Origin of the sequence: Dendronalium phyllosphericum CENA369, assembly GCF_016056275.1 — a bacterium.
Taxonomy (GTDB): Bacteria; Cyanobacteriota; Cyanobacteriia; order Cyanobacteriales; family Nostocaceae; genus Dendronalium; species Dendronalium phyllosphericum.
In genome coordinates, this window is record NZ_JAECZA010000082.1 from 1 (window position 1) to 19,936 (window position 19,936).

The following is a 19,936-nucleotide window of genomic DNA, read 5'->3' on the forward strand; positions in this document are numbered from 1 at the left end:
AGGGGGATGAGGGGGATGAGGGAGATGAGGGAGATGAGGGAGATAAAGAAAAAGTTTCCTAATCCCTAATCCCCAATCCCCAATCCCTAGTCCCCAATCTCCAAGCTCGCCGGATTGTTAGGTATTTTAATGAAATTAGAAATACATGCTCGACCTGTACATTGTTACCCTGTGTTAGATTGGGCATACTGACTATAATTTTTCCCTCTGACAAAGTTGTCATTATGGTGATTACAAAAAGTAGGCTTGTTTTGGGTGCTACGGCAGTAACACTCTCCACGATCGCAGTTACTAGTCTTGGCATTCACTCACGAGGTCAAGCTTTATTTAAAGCAAATCCCAAGGAAACGGTAGATGAAGTTTGGCAGATTGTTAACCGTCAATACGTAGACGGTACTTTTAACCAAGTAAATTGGCAGGCTGTTCGTAAGGAGTACTTGAACAAGTCCTACAGTAGTCAGCAGGAAGCTTATAAGTCCATCCGGGAAATGCTGAAAAAGCTAAACGACCCATACACCCGGTTTATGGACCCGGAAGAATTCAAAAACATGCAAGTGGATACCTCTGGGGAACTCACAGGTATTGGCATCACAATTAGTCTGGATGAAAAAACAAAGCAATTAGTTGTGATTGCGCCAATTGAAGATACACCCGCATTTAAGGCTGGAATTCTTGCAAAGGATGAAATTCTCAAAATCAACGGCAAAAGCACTAAGGGGATGGATACTAACGAAGCAGTATCCCTAATTCGCGGTGAAGCCGGAACAAAAGTAAATCTCACAATTCAACGTAACAAACAAGTAAAAGAGTTTGCGATCGAACGGGCGCGGATTGAAATCCATCCTGTTAAGTATTCCCAAAAGCAAACACCCGCAGGAAACCTGGGTTACATTCGCCTCAACCAGTTCAGCGCCAATGCTGGTAAGGAAATGCAAAATGCCATCAAAGATTTAGAAACCAAAAAAGTATCCGGATATATTCTCGATCTACGTGGAAACCCTGGTGGTTTGCTTTTCTCTAGTGTGGAAATTGCCCGGATGTGGCTGAGTCAAGGCACAATTGTCTCCACCATTGACCGCCAAGGCGAGCAAGAGCGGGAAGTCGCAAATGGTCGCGCTTTGACAAATAAGCCATTAGTAATTTTGGTGGATAAAGGTTCGGCTAGTGCTAGCGAAATCCTCTCAGGAGCCTTGCAGGATAACAAGCGTGCTACTCTAGTGGGTACTCAAACCTTTGGTAAGGGACTAGTACAATCGGTACGTCCCTTAGAAGATGGCTCAGGATTAGCAGTGACAATTGCTAAATACCATACTCCCAGTGGTAGAGATATTAATCATCAAGGGATTGCTCCAGATGTGAAGGTAGAGTTGAGCGATGCCCAACGACAAGACTTGTGGCTTCACGAGCGTGACAAACTGGCAACATTAGCAGACCCCCAATTTGCTAAAGCAGTAGAAGTAATAAAAAAACAAATTGCTGCTAAAGGCATTACGAGTGCCGAAAAAAATTAGAAACTAAAAATTTAGGATTTATTGGGGTTGGCATTTGCCAGCCCGAATCAATCCAATGCGACGGGCGATCGCTTCCTCTTCGGAAGTAAAAGGCCCCCACTGTTCTATAATTTCTTGATTATCGTCCCCAACCTCTTTGCTGGGGACGATTTCGCAATTTCCAGTGGAGCGCTTGACAATATACAATTCTTGTGCGTTGGTCATATTTTGAAAACGAAAATTTTGTTTTTACAAAAATTTTACGGCATACAAACTAGATTTTTAGCCCAATGGCTTTTGAGTAGGTATCCCAGCGGAACGGGGAAATTTCGCAGGGGTGGTTTCTACCTTACGTAAATACAAACAGTGACGGATGCTTGCGCTGATAGGAGTGGTGAAGCTTTCGATTGATTCAATAATGCCACCTAGCTGGGTCACTGCATTTTGCAAACTTGTTGTTTCCTCTTGTGTCCAATTACCACGGTAGATAACAGCTAAACCACCTTGTTTGAGTAATGGTAGGGCATATTCTGCACACACAGAAGCCGGGCCGACAGCACGGATGAAAGCCAGGTCGTAGGTTTGTCGGTAGCGAGACTGCTGTCCTATTTCTTCGGCTCTACCAACAATAGTTTTTGCATTGGTTAAAGCAAGTTCAGTTAATATTTTTTCTATAAAAGTAATTTTTTTGCGAGTTGAATCCATCAGCGTAATTTCGCAATTTGGTGCAGCAATTATTACTGGAATACCTGGAAAGCCTGCACCTGTGCCAATATCAATTGCAGATGCACCTTCTTGAACAGACGGGATAAATTGTCCCTGTGGCACAATCCCCCGCAGAGAATCCCAAAGATGTTTTTCCCAAAACTCTTGGGGGTCAATGATGCGAGTTAAATTCAGCTGACGATTTCCTTCCAGGATTAACTCATAAAGCTGCTGAAATTGTACTTGCTGTTGGCTACTTGGTTGCCAATTGAGAGTTTCTTGCCATATTTGCGCCATTTCCGGCAGCAAGGAAGTTGGGGAGTTAGTCATTTGTCAGTGATGAAGAGTGCTGAGTGCTGAGTGCTGAGTGCTGAGAGACGCAATTAATCGCGTCTGTACAAGGGAGTGCTGAGTCTTGAGTTAGGAGTAGCAAGTTTCTCCTCTGCCCCCCCCGTCTCTCTGCTCCTCTGCCCCTCTGCTCCCCTGCTCCCCTGCTCCCCTGCTCTCACACTGCTGGTTGTGGTTCTTTAACTTTAGCCCCCAGTACTGCCGGATCGACTGATTTTAATTCTCCATGATTAAGCGTCCAGCAACTATCTGCGATCGCCAATAAATCTCCAGCATCGTGTGTCACTACCAATAGTGTCCAATCTTGTTTCAGTTTTGCCAATAAGCTTACTAGTTGCCGACGCATTGACCAATCTAACCCAGCTGTCGGCTCGTCTAACAGTAATAAATTAGGCTGGCGAATCAATTGCACTGCCAAAGCTAAACGTCGTTGCTGACCGCCACTTAAAGCATAGGGGGCTGCGGAGAGAGATAAATGCTCTAATCCTACTTCAGTTAGTGCTTGCCTAACTCGTTCTGACCCTAACTCAGGATGCCCTAAACGCAATTCTTCTAAAATAGAACCACCGCAAAAGTGCCGTTCTGGAAACTGAAACACCAACCCAGCCAATTGTTGTAGCTGCTCGGCAATCAGTGCTTGTTCTCGCCAAAAAACTCCGCCAGAAGTTGGTTCGGCTAATCCAGATAAAATTTCTAACAAAGTACTTTTACCAGAACCACTAGGGCCAATAATTAAACCTAGTTGCTGGGGTGCTAATTCTAGATTAATTGCTTTGAGAATTGCTGTCGGGCAGGCTGTTGGATGATAAATCAGATTTCTGAGATAGAGCATTTGTTAAGATTACCAATATTTTGGCCAATAACTGAATTAATTACTATTAACTACACTGAGAGTAACTAGAAAATTCCGCCAAGATTTACAGCGCATTATCTGCGTTAAAACCTTAATCTAGCACCAAAAACTATCCCTCTTTTTCCATTGTGGCATCCCCTTTAACAATGGCTACAACAATTATGGGAACCTGGAAAAATTACTGAAGTCAACCTGCATAGAATATTTTGGTCAGAACCAACACAGTTAGACTAAACCATTTTTTTGCATTTTAAGTAACGCATACAACTATTACAACCGCAATTATTCTGAGGATAACAATGTCTAAATGGTTTTCTACTCCTCAATCAATGGTGTTTACCAGACTTGCTGGAAAACTTAGTAGTGTAACTTTTGCAGTTGCGATCGCACTGAATCTATCGATGAATCCATCTTTAGCTGGCGATCCGTTTCGCACTAGCGAACCTCATCAAATTGGTGACAAAACAGAAGCCGCTTTTAAAGCAATTTTTGAACAAGGAGATTATCCAGCAGCAGAGCGTTACCTTAAAGAAGCATTGTCAAGTGAACCGGATGAACCTCTAGCTTATGCGATGAGGGCATCTTTGGCATACATGAAAAAAGATAAGTCCGCTCTAGATACTTACAGCAAGAAAACCCTAGAAACCGGACAAAAACTGATCGCTAGTGACGAATTACGTGGTAATTTATACACTGCCGTTGGGAATTTTTTTGAGGGAGCGGTAATTCTGACTCGTGAAGGTACAGTTAAAGGTGCGCCACAAGCTTTAAGTCGGTTACGGCAAGTCTATCAATATTTAGACAAAGCAGAAGCGATTTCTCCCAGAGATCCAGAATTGAATTTAATCAAGGGTTATATGGATTTGATGCTAGCTGTCAGTCTACCATTTGCTAATCCCGATGAAGCGATCGCTCGATTACAGACAAATGCTGCTCCTCAATATTTAGCAAATCGAGGTATTGCCCTTGCTTACCGAGATATGAAACAGTACTCTCAAGCTTTAGACTATGTCAACCGTGCTTTAGAAGGAACATCTAATAATCCAGAACTTTATTATCTCAAAGCTCAAATTCTCAAAGAACAAGGGCAAAAACAAAATAGTCAACAACTAATTCAAGAAGCGATCGCTAATTTTGACAAAGCTTTGAGTAAAAAATCCCAACTACCATCTGGTTTAGTAAAACAAATACAGAGCGAACGCGGTGGTGCTGTGAATCGCCTTGCGGAAGTGGGAAGGTAGGGAATTGGGGATTGGGGACTGGGGATTAGGGATTGGGGATTGGGATATTAATATTTTCTCTCCCTGCTCTCTTACACCTCACTCCTCTAAAATTGGTTTTAAGCAAAACAAACTTTAATACTTAATTGCAATGCATATTCAGTTCCGCGAGTTTAATCCATTTGATGTTTGGATTTGGTTGAAGTTTACTACAGTTCCTTCTGGACGCGAAAAGCAATATGTAGAAGAAGTTTTTAATTCTTGGTTTTATCTAGGTAAGTTGGGTGCATTTAATGCTGAAAATCTGCAAGTGCAGGAAACTGGACTTGATATTAGTTACATGGTTTATGATTCACAAGGATATGACAAAAGCTTACTAGCGCTGATGCACAACATGGGTGAATTTGAATATGAAGGACAGTGGGCGCGTTGTTGGTTTGACTTGGGAACTAGTGATGCGATCGCTCTTGATATTTTAATCAACGCCCTCACACAGCTAAGTGAGGAATATGTCACTATTGAAGATTTGTACATCGGCGGCGAAAATGAAGATTGGCCTGTCGAAGATAGTGACGGGCGTTCCTACTCTATTTACGATAATTAGTTTCAACAATGAACAAGCCAGGCGAAATTCGAGTGTTAGTCTTAGGCCTGATTCGGGATGGCGATCGCATTTTTGTTTCTGAAGGGTACGACTCAGTAAAGCAAGATAAATTTTATCGGGCTTTGGGTGGTGGGGTTGACTTTGGCGAAACTAGCCGCGATGCTTTAAAAAGAGAATTCCAAGAAGAAATTCAGGCAGACTTAACGAATATTCGCTATTTGGGTTGTATAGAAAATTTATTTACATTTAATGGTAGGCAGGGTCACGAAATTATTCAACTTTATCAATGTGACTTTGCCGATCCCAAGTTTTATCAATTGAATAGCTTAATGTTTTATGAGTCTATTAATCATCATCATAAAGCATTGTGGATAGATATTTCTCGCTTCAAATCTGGAGAATTAAGATTAGTACCAGAAATATTTTTTGAATATTTATAGATGTGTTATTGCAAATTAGTATAACTAATCGTATCTACAACGTTTTTAGCGATCGCACATTGAGATAATGCAGAATGCCTCGTTTCAGCAAGCCCTAATTAAAAAAGTCATATCATTTCCGGTTAATTAGTTATAATTCCCGTAATCTATGTAGAAACCGGAAAACCCTATTTCCCCCTGCCCCCTGCTTAATGATAAGTCTTTCACCGGACATGATATCAGATATATAGCAAAGTGCTGAGTGCTGAGTGCTGAGTAAAAATCACTTGCTTTAAGGCTTTGAGCAATCACAACTGTCCTAAAGGTTGTGGCTACGGCTATAGCATAGCTTTGGGGGTTTAAATGTGTTGCCTCATTTTAGAGAATTGGTATTAGGAGACGCGATTAATCGCATTAGGAGTACAGACGCGATCAATCGCGTCTGTACAGGAGTTATTATTCTCTCCCTTGTTACCCAGTCCCCCTACTTCCCTTGTTTGCGCTGCTCTCCATAATTACGCAATTGTTGCAATAGTTTTTCTTGAGAGGAAGAGGAAATGGAAGTTACAGGACTGGTACTAGGTTCGGGTTTTTCCTCAGCAATCTGAACGGTAGCAGGTGGAAGATTATTTGTATAGACAGGTAATTGCTTGTTGTCAGCGATCGCTTTTTGAGTTGGTGCTGGGCTGGCTACAATGATCTTGGGTTGATTCGCAACAGCAGCTTTCATTGAGTCTAAGGTGACAGCCACCTTTGCTTGCTCTTGCATTTGTTTTGTTGAGGACACTAAACCACTTAAGCCATTTACTAGTTGCCGCAGATTTTGTCTAAAAGCTGGGTCGCCTGTCAATTCATCTAAATCTGATGTAATTTTTTGAGTATTTTCAAACGTTACTCTTGCGGAATCTAAAGTTTGTTGCAGTAGTACCAGATTTTTCGGATCGTTTAAACTTTTAGAGGCATCGCGCAAATTAGCAGAAGCTTGAGCGGCATTTGCAGAAAGAGTTTCAAAATTTTTGAGTAATTCTCCTTGGGTTAAACGATTAACAGCTGGTGAGAGGCTGCTGACTGTAACGCGTAGTTGATTGCTAGTTTCGGTAATGTTGTTTAAAGCGCTAACCAGCCCAGAACGATTTGTAGTTACTAAGTTATCTAAGTTGCTCAACAAATTATTAGCTCGGTTGGCTGTTGAACTAAATTGACCTGCGGTTACACCTAACTGATTTACTGTTTTAGTAGTAGATGCTGTCAGTTCATTTGTCGCTCGTTGCACTGAATTAGCAGTGGCTGTAAATGTGTTTAACTGTCCTTGTAAACTCTTGCTCAAACTGCGGAAATCTTGACTGAGTTCTGTAAAACTAGTAGCTGCTGTCGATGAGGTTTCTAGAAGTTTGTTTACTCTTTGATAAAATCTGGGGTCGCTATATGCAGTAGCCAAATTAGTTGTGCTGCGAATCAGTTCATCAATACTGATGCCAACTTGTCCTTGTAACCGAGAACCATCACAAACAATCAGGCTGGAATTACAATTTTTGTCTAGTGGTTTAGCGATAATAGTTCCAGTCGGTAGCGCACTTTTTGGTGTGATGTCGATAATGCTTTCGCTAATTAATCCGCTCTGATTAGCTTCAACTAAAACATTACGAGGCATAACTAGGTCTGCTGAAGCAATTTCAATGACCACATCCACAGTATTTGCCTTTGGCAGAATTTGAGAAATACTTCCTACTTTCACGCCACGATAGCGAACTGGCGAGCCTTTTTGCATACCGCCAGCGTTGGCAAATTCAACAATAGCTTGATACGAACTATTAGCAGAGGAAAATCTATTCAACCACAGGAAAATTAATACAAATGCCCCAAGTCCCAGTAGTACAAATAAGCCTACCGAACCTTCTCTCAATGTTCGCCTAGATATGAAGCGGTTTGTTATAAGGTCTCGCATATTTATCTTCTACCAATAACCAAATTCAGAGTAATAAATATAATTATTTATACTCAGCACTCATTAGTTCACAACCTGAATCGGCCCTTGTACATTTCCACTCCTAAATTGTTTAATTAATGGCTCGTCTGTACTATCCATTTCACTAACTGTACCTTGCCACTGGACTTTACCTTGATAGAGAAACACTACTCGGTCTGCTGTGCGACGAATAGTGCTGTCTTGATGGGTGACAATAGCATAAGTACTACAGACTCCGTTCGCAAGTTGCAATTCACGGATTAAATCTTCTATCACTGTCGAAGCAATTGGGTCAAGTCCGGCTGTTGGTTCATCGTATAGTAAAACTTCTGGGCTATCTTTACCATTATCAGGGTTAGACATAATCGCACGAGCAAAACTCACCCGTTTTCGCATTCCCCCAGAAAGTTCGGATGGGAAAAGATGGCCTATATCCGACAAACCTACCATTTCTAATCTTTCTTTGACTAGTTCGTGAATGCGCGATCGCGCTAACTTGGAATGTTGATACAGTAAAAATCCGACATTCTCATCTACTGTTAACGAATCAAATAATGCTGCCTGTTGAAAGACCATACCGATACCAACCGGATCTATTCCATCTTCAATCAAGCCGTCTCGTCGCACTCCTTGTATATATATTTCTCCCTCATCGGGATTGAGTAAGCCAGCTATCACCCGCAAAATTGTCGATTTACCAGTTCCAGAAGGCCCAATAATTCCTACTGCTTCTCCTCGGTAAATTGTCAAGTCTACATTATCTAAAACTTTATTATTACCAAAGGTCTTAGAAATACCTTTGAGTTCAATTAGTGGTTCAGTCATCGATGGTTAGTCATTGGTTAAGAAAGTATGGACTTAGTACTCAGCAACGCCAGTCCGCTCAAGTCGGGAGACCCTTTCGGCAGTTCCTCATGGGGGAAACCCCCAAGACCGGACTGCCTCACCACGGCGCTGGCTCCTCAGCACTCAGCACTCAGCACTCAGCACTCTCAAGATTGTGATGTCATAGTTATTGGTAGTGGAATTGGTGGGTTATGTGCTGCTGGTTTGTTGGCTCATTATGGCAAGCGGGTAATAGTTTGCGAAAGTCATACAATTGCTGGCGGTGCAGCCCACAGTTTTAGACGACGGGGATTTGAATTTGATTCTGGCCCCTCTTTCTATTGTGGTCTGACCAATTCCCATTTAAATCCTCTAAAACAAGTTCTAGATTTGCTTGGTGAATCTCTCCAAGTTATACCCTACGATCCTTTAGGACATTATCACTTTCCTGAAGGGACTTTTGCAGTTTATAGTAATGCCGAACGCTATCGAGCAGAAGTAGCTAAGATTACGCCACAAGGAGCTAGAGAATTTCAGCGGTTTGCAGAACGCTTGCTAGGTCTGTACGAGGCGATGAAAGATATTCCGGCGATCGCACTCAGGGCAGATTGGCGAGTGATTTTAGTCTTGCTGCAACGTTACTTGCCATCTTTGGCGAAAATGTTACCTTATTTGCCGCTTGTCGGGGCATCTGTTGGTAATGTCATGGATGCTACAGTACAAGACCCTTGGATGCGGCGAATCATTGACCTAGAATGCTTTTTACTTTCTGGTTTAAAGGCACATGGCACAATCGCCCCAGAAGTCGCTTTTATGTTAGGCGAACGTTCTCGTGTTGGGGTTGAGTATCCTGTGGGAGGCAGTGCCGCAATTGTAAATGCTTTGGTACGCGGTTTAGAACGCTGGGGTGGAGAGTTGCGTTTGGGATGTCATGTCGAGCAAATTCTAGTGGAAGCTAGAAAAGTAGTTGGTGTCAGGTTACAAACAGATGAAATCCTCAAAGCGCCTGTAGTGATTTCCAATGCGACGATTTGGGATACTTATAACCACTTATTAAATCCTGAAGATTTGCCAGCATCTTACCGCCAAATTGCTTTAGATACGCCAGCTATTGAAAGCTTTATGCATTTGCACTTAGGAATTAAGGCAGCAGGTTTGGAAAATTTGACAGGACATCATGTGGTAGTTAGCGATTCTAGTCAAGATATCACCGCACCAGGAAATACCTGTATGATCTCCATTCCCAGTGTATGGGATAAGAATCTGGCTCCAGAGGGACATCATGTGGTTCATGTTTATAGCTTGGAACCCTATGCGGGATGGGAACGCAATGAAGGGTATGAAGCGAAAAAACAAGAGAAAGCACAATCTTTATATCGTGCCTTAAAGCGAATTATCCCCGATATTCGAGAGCGTGTGGTATTAGAACTCATTGGCACGCCGCTGACTCATGCTCGTTATCTACGACGATATCAAGGAACTTATGGCCCGGCGATCGCAGGTGGTAAGATTCCGAGTACGCAAACGCCAATTCCAGGTTTATATCGCGTGGGTGATAGCACAATGCCGGGAATTGGTGTGCCTGCGGTGGCTGCGTCTGGTATTTTATGTGCTAATTCTTTAAAAGATGACTAAGTACAGTTTTGCCTAAAAGCGTAGCGTTCTTAATGCATTAGGATACATTGGCATTGCATTAGGATACATTGGCATTGCGTCGGGATACATTAACATTGCATCGCGATACATTGGCATTGCGTCGGGATACATTGGCATTGCATTGGGATGCATTAACATTGCATCGCGATACATTGGCATTGCATCGGGATGCATTAACATTGCAGTAGTAAACGTTTGGCGGTGCTGTACTCTCGCCGAATACACACCCTACAAGATTTCATTTACCTGAAAAACGCTGTAATTAATTATCTAGTCAGCTGTGAATAAATAAGTGGTGAAATACCGCCCTAAATCTCCGATAAACGCGGTCTACAATTAGTGGTGAGTCCGCTCCCATTTAGTTCTAAATTTTTCAACACAATATACTTTGGCTTGCTATTTAAACCCAGAGAATTATCCTGTTGAGCGTTAAACGAGCATTTGAGAAACTATAATCGCTAAAAGTTATAAATATTATGTCGGTTTATCGCAATCTGCAAGAAACTCACTTAAACCGTGCCCGTGCCAGTCTCAGACAAGCGCTGTCTTGGTATGGATATCTTCGTAAATCTGGACATCTATCATCCAATCCAGAATTATCGGGTTTAGTGAAACCAGAATTAGAAGCTTTGAATTCCACACTCAACAAACTAGACTCCAACACGATTAGAATTGCAGCTTTCGGTTTGGTGAGTCGCGGCAAATCAGCGGTGTTAAATGCCTTGCTGGGTGAGAAGATTTTGCAAACCGGGCCTTTGAATGGCGTTACCCAATGGCCTCGTTCCGTGCGGTGGCAACCAGGAGGTAAAGTTCAAGTAGAGTTAATTGATACTCCTGGATTAGATGAAATTCAGGGAGAGTCACGGGCGCAAATGGCGCGAGAAGTGGCGCGTCAGGCAGATTTGATTTTATTTATTGTGTCTGGTGATATTACGCGTACTGAATATCAAGCACTGCTGGAGTTACGGCAGGCGCAAAAACCTTTAATTTTGGTGTTTAACAAGATAGATTTATATCCAGATATAGATCGGGCAGCAATTTATCAAAATTTACAACAATTGGGCGCGGGAAATATCCAAGCCAAACCTTTACTACCTGATGAAATCGTTATGGTGGCGGCGGAACCAGCGCCAATGGAAGTGCGGGTAGAGTGGCCTGATGGTCGTGTGAGTTACGAATGGGAAACGCCACCAACCCAAATAGAGGAACTCCAGCAGACAATTTTAAATATTCTCAATCGAGAGGGGCGATCGCTTCTTGCCTTAAATGCACTTATTCAGGCGCGGGAAGCAGAAGCAGCGATCGCGCAAAAAACTATGGACTTACGCGAACGCGAAGCGGAAGACATTATCTGGCAATTTACCAAGTACAAAGCTTTGGCAGTAGGGCTAAATCCCGTTGCTTTCTTAGATATTTTAGCTGGAACTGTGGCAGATTTAGCTTTGATTCGTTCTCTAGCAAAGTTGTATGGCTTGCCCATGACTAGCTATGAAGCTAGTAAGATTTTAAAAACGATTTTACTTAGCTGCGGTGGTTTACTGCTGGGAGAATTAGGTAGTAGTTTCTTGTTAGGTTTGGGCAAAAGTACAGTTGCTTTAGCCAGTGGGGAAAATCCTACCAATATTACTGCTTACGCTGGTAGTGCGATCGCTCAAGCAGGTATTGCTGGTTATGGGGCATATTCTGTAGGTAAAGCCGCTCAAGTTTATCTCGAAAAAGGCTGCACTTGGGGACAATTAGGTGCTAGTACCGTGATTGCTGAAATTCTCTCTCAAGTTGACCAAAATACAATTCTGTATCGCTTGCAACAAGAATTAGGAATAAAGTATTGAGAATAAATAACAATTGTTTTCCTATTTGTTACTGTTCGTAAGAGATTATCAATTTCTATCAAATTCTGCTGATAATTGTCCTAGATTCCTGGTTTGAGATGCAACATTGAGTAAAGGATGAAGACTGAAAGTTGAAATTTCATACTTCAAACTTCGGATTTCATCAATAAAATGGACGGTGTTTACCACCGCATTTTTTCGGTAAGCATATCTACACTAATTAAAGAGCGAGCTTCCTGAATTATCGAAGCTCAGAGTCAATGTTTATCTCATTAAAACAAAGGCGAAAATCTCATGACAACCTTAGACTTAGTTCAAGCTAACGTTAACTCCGGGACTAAAACTATTGAGGAAGCTATTGTAGAAGCCATTACAGAAGCTCGTCAAACCTGCGAAATTAACGGCGACAATTCTGCTGGTTGCGCTGTAGCCTGGGATATTGTAGAAGAATTGCAAGCTGAAAAATCACATAAAAAGCAAGCAAAACAACAGAAAAACTCTTTAGAGAACTATTGTGCTACGCATCCAGAAGCAGTTGAGTGTCTAATTTACGACGTTTAATCTCGAAAATCAGCTGTTGCTGATTTTGTAATTTGCTGAATCATCTCTAAATCTGGCGGTGGTGTTTCACTTTCCATTCCTAACCACAAGAGATATTCAATATTACCAGCAGGGCCAGTAATCGGCGACCAAGTTAAGCCTTTGTATTTCCATCCTAATTCGCAAGCAGCTTGTAACACTTGGAAAATGGCATCGGCTTGGTCGTTATGGTCGCGCACAACACCTTTTTTACCCACGCGAGATTTACCGACTTCAAACTGTGGTTTGACTAGCAACACTGCTTCGCGGTTCGCTTGAGTTAAATCCCACAAAGCGGGCAAAATCTTGGTTAGAGAAATAAACGATACATCCACCACCGCCAGATCGGGGATAGGATCGCCTTCACTATACAAATCATCGGGTTTGAGATGGCGTAAGTTGGTACGTTCTCGCAAAACTACACGCAGATCGTTTCTTAAGCGCCAGTCAACTTGTCCGTAACCGACATCAATACCATAAACTAGCTTTGCCCCAGCTTGCAGCAAACAATCGCTAAAGCCACCTGTAGAAATGCCACCATCTAAGCAGATACGTCCGGCTGTGGGAATAGCGAAGAATTTTAAAGCTTTGGCAAGTTTCTCACCGCCACGAGAAACAAAAGGCGATCGCTCTTTAATATTGATTTGAGCTAAAATATCAACTTCTGTACCTGGTTTATCAATAACTTGCTGATTAACTATTACTTCTCCCGCCTGAATCAGCCGTTGTGCCAAGGCGCGAGAAGAACATAAATTTAATTCTACTAATAATGTATCGAGTCGTTGTTTCACCAATTAACCAGCCATTATATTAATCTACTTCGACTATTTTTAATTTTATATATAGCCTTTATAAGGCAAGTGAGGTACAAAAGTCGGGGCGCTGTTACGTTCGCCCTTACAATAATCTGTACTTACAAGACTTACGGCTTGCAAATAATTTAATTATTTTGGCATGACAATTGTTTTGTCAATTATCTAAGTATTTATCTATACAAATATTTTAATTTGCGCTTCCTACTTTTGTAGTATTAAAATCTGAAAAAAGTAAGACTATTGAAAGACGATCGTGGGTGTTTATGCTGGCTTTGTGGATAAAATGCCGATGGGTGCTGCTATGAACAAAGCCATGACTTTTAGAATGGGACAAATGTTCGGTCAGAAGTATATGCCTATTTTGTTGGATAGCGTATTGCAGGAAAAAGTCGATCCATCTACTGTATTCACGCATCACTTACCTTTAGCAGAAACAAAACATGGCTTCGAGTTGTTCAAGCACAAAAAAGAAAACTGTATCAAGATTTTACTAAAACCATGAGTTAGGAGAAGAAGAGAGGCAAAGATGCGAAGAATATTGCGATCGATTTCCCTCATCTCCCTTATCCCCCTCATCCCCCTCATCTCCTTATCTAATTGGGCTAACAGGCAATGTCCGAATACCCCCAGGTACCCTTACTCTTGTTTGCCGTTGAAAGTATTCACGAGAGTAGTAATTTTGCCGTCCGCTGTTATCCACAAACTGGGTATAACCTTGCAACATTACTTCTGTGCCAGCAGCAGATAATGTTAAAAAAGAATTGGCAAAATTTTTATTGTAATTAGCTGTTGCATACTTATGATCGGAGTCTTGGACATTCAGACCATAGGTAACTAATGATGTGGTTCCCCAATCACAATCTGTAGGATGGCATTGACCAAACACTTGAATATTTAATTTATTGCCACCTGCTGAGGTGACTACTAAACGAGTTACACCACGAGTATTAGCATCTTTATTCACCCAAGTACCAATAAAATCAGCGGGTGCAGCCATCGCAGGACTAACTAAAGCAGTAGTTAACGCAACACTAGCAGCAGTAATCAAAGAAAGTTTCAACATTTTAGTAACACTCCAGTAGTAGTAATTTTCGGCTTTGTAGTTTTTTAATTAAATACTTAGTCAGCAAATCCCGATATTTTTTGTAGATATCTGCATTATTTTCTCTTGCAAATTCTGTCTTCTAAGCTAATAATCATTCAAATTGCATCCCCCTACCCTTCGGGAACGACTTCGTCGAACGGGTTCGCAAGTTTGGATTCGACCCAAACCCTTACGGGTTCGGTAGTTCCTCCACTTGGGGAGACCCCAAGACCGGATTACCTCACCGCCAAGACTCCAACTTCCTCTCCGCGTCTCCCCTTCTCCACATCCCCGCGTCTTTCTGAGGCAAAAGATTGTGCAACTGAAAGGCAGATTAGCTTACTTAGCGCCATTTTTCACTCCAAGCACCTGTGACATTAAACCCACCAGGAACAGAATTTAACTTCAATGAACCCCAACTAAATGTGTTACAAATTGAACCAAAATTAGTGCCACAAACATCACCAGCACCGTAACCATTAACAGAACGGGTTCCGATGTGAGAATAAGTAGAACCTCTCCAGTTACCATTACCAAACCAAGTGGTGTTTTTTGGCCCAACACTCAGAACGCAACGTAAGCCCTCGCCTCTACGGCTTCCTGTCAGGTCGGAAACTTTGTATTCATCAAAATATCTACCACAAGTACGCGGTGTGGGCAAAGGATTGTAGTTGGTTGTGTTAACCAATTGCCACTCTTCATTCCACGCACCAGTGACCCGAATTTTTGAACCAAGAATTTCTACTTTCAAATTTCCTGGGAAGTTATTATTAATATCTTCACCGTTACCGTGAATATCAGAAGCGAAACCAACGAGGTTAGAACCTCTGTAAACAGCCTGACCAACATGGCGGTAGGTTGCGCCGTTCCAGTTGCCTTCACCGTACCATGCTAATCTGGGAATCCGAGTTTCTCCCGGTCTACCTTCACTAAATTTAACGCAGCGGATACCAAATCCTCTGCGGTTATCGAGCGATTTGACTGTATAAGTACGCACATGCGACCCACAGTTAAAACTTGGTGCTTGTGCCAACCGCAAATTTTGAAGTACGGGTACTTGGGCAAAAACACTAGTTGTAGTAGATAAAGCTACCATACTTCCTAGTGTTAAAGATTTCAGTGTTAGCCGAAGCATGACTCTCATTCCTTGTAGTAAAGTTTGTGCAGGAGTTTAACAATGCCTGTACTTTCCCTATAGGTAGGCTTTTTATTTTTTATGCAAACTCGGCAAGACATTACTGAAATTTTTTCTACTTTTGTGCAATTTGATAGCGATCGCTTCGCTGGTTGGGCGACTCAAGCAAGATTGCGGCGCAGTATCCAAAGTTGTCTCAACCACACGCCACAAGAAACTTCTGAATCTTTTTGGATACTATACTGGTATAAATTTTGGCAAAATTCTGATAATAAATTTCTTGCCAAGCAACATCTGGCTGCTTATCTGCAAGAATCCTGCTATTGGACATCTCAAAAAACTGTTTCTAGCTTCGTAAGTACGCAGTACAAGCTATCAGACTGTTTTCAAATTGCGATCGCCCATGTTGATAAAGTCCTCAACAGTTTTAATCCCAATCAAGGCAGTAGTTTAAAAAACTACGCCAGCATCATTTTTGGGAATGTTATCCGTGAAACTTTGCGCCAACGTCACGAAGTTGATATCTGTACCGATTGGAGTTTGTTGCGAAAAATCTCGCAGAAACGTTTAGTAGAGTCTTTACAAGATACTGGTTTATCTTCGGAGACTATCAATGCTTGCGTTATTGCTTGGAACTGTTTCAAAATCTTGTATGTGCCAACCAAAACTAGTAACTCTCGCCAGCTTTCAGCCCCAGACAGTGAGACTTGGGAAGCGATCGCCAAAGCTTATAATTCCCAAACTCCTCAACCAGCTAATCCCCAAATTTTAGAAAAGTGGCTGCTAAATGCGGCTAAAGCTGTACGCAAGTATCTTTATCCCAATCCAGATTCTTTAAATGTATCTAAAGGTGGAGATGATTCTTGGGAATTACTAGATAATCTACCAGGAACAGAACAATCGCTGATTTATGAAATTATCGCCCAAGAAGAAGAACAAACCAGAACTACCCAGCAAGGCGAGATTAACAAAACCCTAGCTGCGGCGATCGCCCAATTAGAACCGCAAGTCCAGCAAATTTTGCAACTTTACTACACTCAAAATTTGAATCAAGACGCAATTGCCAAACAATTGGACATGAAGCAATATACTGTTTCGCGCCGACTGACAAAAGCCAGGGAAACTTTGCTAAAATCTTTGGCCAACTGGAGTCAAGACACTCTGCATATTGCAGTCACATCAGACCTACTTATAACTATGAGTGCTGTAATGGAGGAATGGCTGCACAATTACTATAGTGCGAGCTGTTGATCGTTAACAGTCATCAAAAGCTAGTGCCTTTAGTCGCCAGACTAAAAGCAACTCGCGTTCAACAGTGGAGTAACCCCCATGACTAACACCATACTAAATTTTGCTGCAACAGACCTGATTTTAGAAATCCCCGCAGCCAGACAAAATCAAAATCAATTTTTTTCTAACCCTACTTCTACTTATCAAGCTTATTTAAATGAACTTTGCCTGAGTGCCGTCTTGCCTTGGTTGCAAGAAGATTTTACATCCCAAGCAAAGGTTTGGCCGACTACCACTGCTTTACCCAGTTTTTGGGAACTGGTGAGTGGAACCGCAATCACAGTAGACGCAACTAGATTTATCTTGGTTCCCAGTGAAACTATTGATTTAAGTGAATTGCGAGTTTCGCAAGAATGGGTAGATTTACCTAGTTGGGCTGGCGATTATTATTTAGCCGTGCAAGTAGAACCAGATGTAGGTTATGTCAAGGTTTGGGGGTATTGCACCCACGCCCAACTCAAAAATAAAGGCAATTATGATGCAGGCGATCGCACTTATTCTTTAGATGCTAGCGATATGATTGCTGACATTAGCGTGTTAGCTGTGGCACGAGAATTTTGTGCCGATGAAGCTACACGCGCCACAATTCTTGAGATACCGAGACTGCCACAACAACAAGCCCAAAACTTAATTGCCCGCCTGGGAAAGTCGGAAATCATTAGCCCTCGCTTGGCTATTCCTTTTCAATTGTGGGGGGGATTAATCGAACATGGTGGTTGGCGGCAAAGCTTATACGAACGGCGTTTGGGACTACCAGAACAGCATTCGGCGATTGAATGGTTGCAAAGTGGTGTTTCTGGAATTGCCCAAGCTATTGGCTGGAAACGGTTGAATTTGCAATTAAGTGCTGCGGGGGCGCGGAGTGTAGAAGAAATCCCACCAGGGGTGACTCTATCGCGGCAGTTGGCGATCGCTGGGCAAATATACGAACTGCTGATTACACCACAAGGCGAACCAGACGCAACATATTGGCGCTTTGAGTTGCGTAACATTGCTGTAGGTGCAGCCATTCCTGGTGGTTTTAAACTTAGACTACTTACCGAAGATTTACAGCCTTTCTCCAACAATGAAGATATAGCGACAACAGCCGTAGAACAACTTTACGTAGAAGTTGCTTTAGAGGCAGGAGAAGGCATAATCTGGGAAATAGAACCTCTGCCCGAAAATTATGACCGAGAAATTTTAAAATTTTAAGCTTTGTATTTGGCTGGTTTACATATAGTGTGGTTAAGGAGCCATTCTAAGTAAAAGGCAGGAGGCAGGAGGCAGGAGGCAAAAGGCAGAGGGGAAAAGTCAGTTTATGACAAGGTTTCATAAGTTGGCATTTTACATTTAATTATGTCCATCTACTTATAAATCCACCTCAGAATAAAAGTCATGAGAAAAAAACACAAACAACAAATGCGGATCTGGGCAATGTTGTGTCATATCTCAGCTTTATTCGCGTGGGTATTATTGTTTTCTTTGGTATTTATTGGCATTCCTCTATATTTGCCGCTGAATATCATTGCACCACTGTTGATTTGGCGATTCAAAAAATCTAAAAACCCTTGGATTGATTTTCAAGGAAAAGAATCTTTAAACTTTCAAATTTCATTAACATTATATATTTTAATTTTCATAATTATATCTTTAATTATAGTATTAGCTAGTTTCGGTATTGCAATAACTACTAATGGTGCTTCTGATGCAGTAAAAACCATTTTAAATAGTCTACTATGGGGTTGGATGTATTTAATTGCCACCTTAATGTTATTTCAGTCATTATTAGGAATTTTTGCTGCTAAAAAAGCTTACAAAGGCGAACATTATCGTTATCCTTTGACAATAAGATTTTTACGATAAAAAACAGTTAAGCTTTTTTAGGATGAAATATTTAGGAGTCAAAATAAGATGATTGGTGTGGCGATCGCTGGCACAGGATTTGGTCAAAAAGTCCATATTCCCGGATTTAAAGCACATCCTCAGACTGAGGTAGTTGCTGTTTATCATCGAGATATTAATAAAGCCAAAGCAATAGCAGCAGCTAATAATATACCTTACGCCTGCGACACAATTGCAAATATTGTGAGCATACCAGAAGTACAAGCAGTCAGCATTTCCACACCACCATTTTTGCACTATGAAATGGCAAAAACAGTGCTGCAAGCTGGCAAACATTTATTACTAGAAAAACCCGTAACTCTCAACGCCTCCGAGGCAAAAGAACTATATCAAGTAGCAAAAAATCAAGGTGCGCTCGCATCTGTAGATTTTGAATTTCGTTTTGTGCCAGGATGGCAATTCTTTTCGGAACTCTTAGCAGCAGATTATGTGGGTGAGTTGCGTTTAATTAGAATTGATTGGTTGGGTTCTTCCCGCGCAGATACTTCCCGTCCTTGGAACTGGTATTCTTCTAAAGACAAGGGAGGCGGTGCATTGGGTTCGTTAGGTTCCCACGCCTTTGATTACATTTACTGGCTATTTGGGCCAGTACGTAGATTAAACGCTTATTTGAGTACTGCTATCCCTGCACGAATTGACCCTACCAGCGGCGAATTAAAACCAGTAGATAGCGATGATAACTGTCTCCTGTCACTAGAATTGGCAGACGGAACACCTTGTCAACTTACTATCAGCGCTGTTGTTCGCGCCTCTAGAACGCATTGGGTAGAAGTCTATGGCGATCGCGGTACTTTAGTTTTAGGCAGTGAAAATCAAAAAGATTACATCCATGGATTTCGGATTTGGGGTTCCCAGCTAGATAAACCGCTGACAGAAATTGAAATACCCAATCAATTGATGTTTCCCCAACATTACACTGACGGACGCATTTCTGCATTTATCCGTGTAATAGACCAATGGGTAAAAGCAATTGAAAGCCAGCAACAAACAGTACCATCATTGCGCGAAGGAGTTTATTCTCAGCTATTGATGGATTTATCCCAAAAATCTTATACCAAAGCAAGTTGGGTAGACGTACCTAGCCTGGAATCTTATCTTCAAAGCTAGTAGTACATACGCAATATAGCGCGTCTGTACAGTTGTCAGTTGTCAGTTGTCGCAAGCCGCAAGTTATTCTCCCTCACTCCCTTATCCCCCTTGTCTCCCTCATCCCCCTCATCCCCCTCATCTC

Annotated in this window: 20 protein-coding genes and 1 pseudogene; 12 read left to right on the plus strand and 9 right to left on the minus strand. The window is 41.9% G+C overall.

Going from position 1 to position 19,936, the window contains the following annotated elements:
- Positions 1-224 precede the first annotated feature (224 nt).
- Positions 225-1,511: a carboxyl-terminal processing protease CtpC gene (gene ctpC / locus I8752_RS17330; protein ID WP_214433558.1), complete on the plus strand. Its 1,287-nt coding sequence runs from the start codon at positions 225-227 to the stop codon at positions 1,509-1,511.
- An 18-nt stretch (positions 1,512-1,529) separates the two neighbouring features.
- On the opposite strand, the gene I8752_RS17335 is transcribed toward ctpC, so the two are convergent.
- The 3 genes from I8752_RS17335 to I8752_RS17345 all read right to left on the minus strand — a co-directional run bounded on the left by I8752_RS17335 (position 1,530) and on the right by I8752_RS17345 (position 3,375).
- Positions 1,530-1,715, minus strand: a complete 186-nt coding sequence (locus tag I8752_RS17335; RefSeq protein ID WP_214433559.1) for a DDE transposase family protein — start codon at positions 1,713-1,715, stop codon at positions 1,530-1,532.
- A gap of 57 nt (positions 1,716-1,772) precedes the next feature.
- Positions 1,773-2,525 (minus strand): 16S rRNA (guanine(527)-N(7))-methyltransferase RsmG, encoded by a 753-nt coding sequence (gene rsmG, locus I8752_RS17340; protein WP_214433560.1) that lies wholly within the window; start codon positions 2,523-2,525, stop codon positions 1,773-1,775.
- A 175-nt stretch (positions 2,526-2,700) separates the two neighbouring features.
- A complete protein-coding gene (locus tag I8752_RS17345) occupies positions 2,701-3,375 on the minus strand; it encodes an ABC transporter ATP-binding protein (protein WP_214433561.1) in 675 nt (224 codons plus the stop codon).
- A 320-nt stretch (positions 3,376-3,695) separates the two neighbouring features.
- Here I8752_RS17345 and I8752_RS17350 point away from each other — a divergent pair, with 320 nt between their 5' ends.
- The 3 genes from I8752_RS17350 (at position 3,696) to I8752_RS17360 (ending at position 5,660) form a co-directional block, all read left to right on the plus strand.
- The gene (locus tag I8752_RS17350) at positions 3,696-4,637 is read left to right on the plus strand and encodes a Sll0314/Alr1548 family TPR repeat-containing protein (RefSeq protein ID WP_214433562.1); all 942 of its coding nucleotides are present in this window, start codon (positions 3,696-3,698) and stop codon (positions 4,635-4,637) included.
- A gap of 130 nt (positions 4,638-4,767) precedes the next feature.
- On the plus strand, positions 4,768-5,220 hold the full coding sequence (locus I8752_RS17355; protein ID WP_214433563.1) for a DUF3531 family protein: 453 nt from the start codon (positions 4,768-4,770) through the stop codon (positions 5,218-5,220).
- 8 nt (positions 5,221-5,228) lie between these two features.
- Entirely contained in the window at positions 5,229-5,660 is a 432-nt protein-coding gene (locus I8752_RS17360) for an NUDIX hydrolase (protein WP_214433564.1), read from the plus strand.
- 463 nt (positions 5,661-6,123) lie between these two features.
- On the opposite strand, the gene I8752_RS17365 is transcribed toward I8752_RS17360, so the two are convergent.
- Together I8752_RS17365 and I8752_RS17370 are read right to left on the minus strand one after the other, a co-directional pair.
- On the minus strand, positions 6,124-7,584 hold the full coding sequence (locus tag I8752_RS17365) for an MlaD family protein (RefSeq protein WP_214433565.1): 1,461 nt from the start codon (positions 7,582-7,584) through the stop codon (positions 6,124-6,126).
- Positions 7,585-7,647: 63 nt separating this feature from the next.
- Positions 7,648-8,430 carry an ABC transporter ATP-binding protein gene (locus I8752_RS17370; protein ID WP_214433566.1) on the minus strand — a complete coding sequence of 261 codons (783 nt, stop codon included), beginning with the start codon at positions 8,428-8,430 and terminating at the stop codon, positions 7,648-7,650.
- A 27-nt stretch (positions 8,431-8,457) separates the two neighbouring features.
- Between I8752_RS17370 and I8752_RS17375 the strand changes: the two genes are divergently transcribed.
- A complete protein-coding gene (locus tag I8752_RS17375) occupies positions 8,458-10,065 on the plus strand; it encodes a phytoene desaturase family protein (RefSeq protein ID WP_214433567.1) in 1,608 nt (535 codons plus the stop codon).
- Positions 10,066-10,077: 12 nt separating this feature from the next.
- Here the strand turns inward: I8752_RS17375 and I8752_RS17380 are convergent, their stop codons facing one another.
- On the minus strand, positions 10,078-10,311 hold the full coding sequence (locus I8752_RS17380) for a hypothetical protein (RefSeq protein WP_214433568.1): 234 nt from the start codon (positions 10,309-10,311) through the stop codon (positions 10,078-10,080).
- Positions 10,312-10,562: 251 nt separating this feature from the next.
- On the opposite strand from I8752_RS17380, the gene I8752_RS17385 reads away from it, so the two are divergent.
- Both I8752_RS17385 and I8752_RS17390 read left to right on the plus strand, forming a co-directional pair.
- The gene (locus tag I8752_RS17385) at positions 10,563-11,918 is read left to right on the plus strand and encodes a GTP-binding protein (protein ID WP_214433569.1); all 1,356 of its coding nucleotides are present in this window, start codon (positions 10,563-10,565) and stop codon (positions 11,916-11,918) included.
- Positions 11,919-12,212: 294 nt separating this feature from the next.
- Positions 12,213-12,479, plus strand: coding sequence for a Calvin cycle protein CP12 (locus I8752_RS17390; protein WP_214433570.1), 267 nt, complete (start codon positions 12,213-12,215; stop codon positions 12,477-12,479).
- Here the strand turns inward: I8752_RS17390 and I8752_RS17395 are convergent.
- Positions 12,476-13,291: a TlyA family RNA methyltransferase gene (locus I8752_RS17395; RefSeq protein WP_214433571.1), complete on the minus strand. Its 816-nt coding sequence runs from the start codon at positions 13,289-13,291 to the stop codon at positions 12,476-12,478. The genes I8752_RS17390 and I8752_RS17395 overlap by 4 nt on opposite strands.
- Positions 13,292-13,559: 268 nt before the next feature.
- Between I8752_RS17395 and I8752_RS17400 the strand changes: the two are divergent.
- Positions 13,560-13,814: pseudogene (locus tag I8752_RS17400) on the plus strand (glutathione-dependent formaldehyde dehydrogenase); the annotation flags it as partial.
- Between the two features lie 87 nt (positions 13,815-13,901).
- Here the strand turns inward: I8752_RS17400 and I8752_RS17405 are convergent.
- Both I8752_RS17405 and I8752_RS17410 read right to left on the minus strand, forming a co-directional pair.
- Positions 13,902-14,375: a hypothetical protein gene (locus I8752_RS17405; RefSeq protein ID WP_214433572.1), complete on the minus strand. Its 474-nt coding sequence runs from the start codon at positions 14,373-14,375 to the stop codon at positions 13,902-13,904.
- Positions 14,376-14,739: 364 nt separating this feature from the next.
- On the minus strand, positions 14,740-15,531 hold the full coding sequence (locus I8752_RS17410) for a hypothetical protein (RefSeq protein ID WP_214433573.1): 792 nt from the start codon (positions 15,529-15,531) through the stop codon (positions 14,740-14,742).
- 81 nt (positions 15,532-15,612) lie between these two features.
- Here I8752_RS17410 and I8752_RS17415 point away from each other — a divergent pair, with 81 nt between their 5' ends.
- The 4 genes from I8752_RS17415 to I8752_RS17430 all read left to right on the plus strand — a co-directional run bounded on the left by I8752_RS17415 (position 15,613) and on the right by I8752_RS17430 (position 19,812).
- A complete protein-coding gene (locus tag I8752_RS17415; protein ID WP_214433574.1) occupies positions 15,613-16,782 on the plus strand; it encodes a sigma-70 family RNA polymerase sigma factor in 1,170 nt (389 codons plus the stop codon).
- A 78-nt stretch (positions 16,783-16,860) separates the two neighbouring features.
- On the plus strand, positions 16,861-18,015 hold the full coding sequence (locus I8752_RS17420; RefSeq protein ID WP_214433575.1) for a DUF1822 family protein: 1,155 nt from the start codon (positions 16,861-16,863) through the stop codon (positions 18,013-18,015).
- Positions 18,016-18,198: 183 nt separating this feature from the next.
- Positions 18,199-18,666, plus strand: coding sequence for a DUF4870 domain-containing protein (locus tag I8752_RS17425; protein ID WP_214433576.1), 468 nt, complete (start codon positions 18,199-18,201; stop codon positions 18,664-18,666).
- A gap of 48 nt (positions 18,667-18,714) precedes the next feature.
- Complete coding sequence (locus I8752_RS17430; protein ID WP_214433577.1) at positions 18,715-19,812, plus strand: Gfo/Idh/MocA family protein; 1,098 nt, start codon at positions 18,715-18,717, stop codon at positions 19,810-19,812.
- Positions 19,813-19,936: the final 124 nt, after the last annotated feature.